Below are 2,432 nucleotides of genomic sequence, written 5' to 3' on the forward strand. Positions count from 1 at the left end.
GCCTTTGATGAGGGCGCGGGCGGTGCGGGAAATTATTGGTTCTACGACCAGTCATACGAGTACTCGTATGACTGGTCGGATGGAGGTGGTCGGTCGGGTATCGGGCCGGCGCCGGTGGTCGGATGCGGAGAAGCTGGAGATCCTGGCCGAGGCGTTCCGGCCGGGAGTTCGGGTTTGCGACGTCATCGCGCGGCGCGAGGTGTCGAGCAGCCTGATCTACACGTGGCGCAAGCAATTGCGTGAAGGCAAGCTGGCGGGCGTCGTGCCGTCGTTGCCGGTGTTCGCCGAGGTGCAGATTGCCGAGCCGCCCCCGCCGGCACCGCAGACGGCGGCATGTTCCCCGGGGCACATCCACATCGAGCTGCCGGGTGGCGTGCGGGTGAGCGTCGACGGACACGTGGATGCAGGCGCGCTGGCACGGGTGTTGTCGGTGCTGCGATGAGTCCGGTGCCGGTGCCGTTGCCGACGCGGGTGTTCCTGGCGTGCGGCGTGACCGACATGCGCAAGGGGTTCGATGGCCTGGCGGTGCTGGTGCAGCAGGCGCTGGCGCAGAACCCGCATTCGGGTGCGCTGTTCGCTTTCCGCGGCAAGCGGGGGCATCTGGTCAAGCTGCTGTGGTTCGACGGGCAAGGCCTTTGCCTGTTCTCGAAGCGCCTCGACCGGGGCCGCTTCGTCTGGCCGGTGACCGCGACCGGCACGGTGACACTGACGCCGGCGCAATTGTCGATGCTGCTGGAGGGCATCGACTGGCGGCGGCCCGAGCGGACGTTCACACCGACGCTGGCGGGGTGAAAACGGCGGTTTTGCGTCGCTTTTGCTCGTCCGTTGCCATGCAATCTGCTATGGAAGCGGGGTGTCGGAAGCGCCTGTTTCCCCTGCTGATGCCATCGCGCGGATCGCTGCGCTGGAAGCTTCGCTTGCCCGGGCGAATGCTGCGCTCGCCGCCCGAGACCTGCTCATCGATACGCTGCGCGGACAGATCGCGCGGCTGCGGCGGATGCAGTTCGGCGCCTCGTCCGAGAAGCTCGGCCGCGAGATCGAGCAACTCGAACTGGCGCTGGAAGAACTCGAGACGGAGCGCGACGCGCCTGTACCCGAGGCAAGCATCCCTGGCGTGGTGGCGCGTCCCGTGCCCGTCCGCAGTCTACCCGGACATCTGCCGCGCGAGGAGGTCGTCCATGAGCCGGCGTCGGGTGCCTGCACCTGTCCGGACTGCGGTGGTGCGTTGCGTCCGCTCGGCTCGGATGCGCACGAGATGCTCGACATCGTGCCGGTGCGCTGGCGGGTCGTGCGCAACGTCCGCCCCAAATACAGCTGCCGGTCCTGCGAGAAGATCGTCCAGGCTCCCGCCCTGGTCGGCGCCGTAGCCAGGGGCAAGGCCACCTTCGCGACGCTGGCGCATGTCGTCGTCTCCAAGTTCAACCACCATCTGCCGCTGTACCGCCAAGCCGAGATGATGGCGGCGCAAGGGCTCGACATCGACCGCTCGACGCTGGCGGGCTGGAGCGGACAGGCCGCCGCACTCCTCGACCCCATCGTCAGCCGCATCCGCGACGAAGTCCTCAAGGCCGACAAGATCCACGCCGACGACACGCCCGTGCCGGTGCTCGACCCCGGTCGGGGCAAGACCGCGACCGGGCGGTTGTGGGTGTATGCCGTAGACGACCAGGCATCCGGCAGCACGGCGCCGCGTGCGACTTGGTATCGCTTCACGCCAGACCGCACCGCGGCGCACCCGCTGGCCCATCTCACCGGCTTCCGCGGCTTCCTCCAGGCCGATGCCTATGCCGGCTATGACGGGCTCTACCGCAGCGGTGTCACCGAGGTCGCGTGCTGGGCGCATTTCCGGCGCAAGGTCTTCGACCTTCACGAGCGGTCGCCCACACCGCTGACCACCGACATCCTCGAACGCATCGGCACCCTTTACGCTGTCGAGGCCGAGGTTCGCGGCCAACCACCCGATGTGCGATGCCGAAGCCGTCAGGAGAAAAGCCGACCGCTGGTCGATGAACTGCGCGCGGTGCTCGACGCGGCCCTGCGTCGCCTGTCACCGAAGTCCGACATGGCCCGGGCCATCGCCTATGGCACCAAGCGCTGGCCGGCGCTGTCGCGCTTTCTCAATGATGGTCGCCTCGAGATCGACAACAATATCGCGGAACGTGCGCTGCGCGGTGTCGCGGTCGGACGCCGAAACTGGCTGTTCGCTGGCTCGCGCGCAGGCGGCGAGCGCGCCGCGGCGATCTACACCGTCATCCAGACCTGCAAGGCGAACGGTGTCGACCCGCAGGTCTATATCGCCGACGTCATCGCCAGGGTCGCGGGCGACTGGCCAGCCAGCCGCTGGGACGAACTCATGCCGTGGAACTGGATGCCGCCAGCAGATCGGCCGACCGCGCAAGCTGCCTGATCTGCGGTCGTCACACCACGCTTAC

At 68.0% G+C, this 2,432-nt stretch carries 2 protein-coding genes and 1 pseudogene; all 3 read left to right on the forward strand.

Going from position 1 to position 2,432, the window contains the following annotated elements:
- Positions 1–442 (forward strand): transposase (locus tag BRX43_RS19915; RefSeq protein WP_346962877.1); only part of this gene is annotated, 442 nt, incomplete at its 5' end.
- The gene (gene tnpB / locus BRX43_RS19920) at positions 439–792 is read left to right on the forward strand and encodes an IS66 family insertion sequence element accessory protein TnpB (protein WP_125996783.1); all 354 of its coding nucleotides are present in this window, start codon (positions 439–441) and stop codon (positions 790–792) included. The genes BRX43_RS19915 and tnpB, both read left to right, overlap by 4 nt.
- 38 nt (positions 793–830) lie before the next feature.
- Positions 831–2,407 (forward strand): annotated as a pseudogene (locus BRX43_RS19925) (IS66 family transposase).
- Positions 2,408–2,432: the final 25 nt, after the last annotated feature.

Source organism: Sphingomonas sp. S-NIH.Pt15_0812, from assembly GCF_003951315.1.
GTDB lineage: Bacteria > Pseudomonadota > Alphaproteobacteria > Sphingomonadales > Sphingomonadaceae > Sphingomonas.

What these genes read in the sequence shown, in the direction of transcription:
- tnpB (WP_125996783.1), top strand. Translation starts at nt 439, where the DNA reads ATGAGTCCGGTGCCGGTGCCGTTGCCGACGCGGGTGTTCCTGGCGTGC.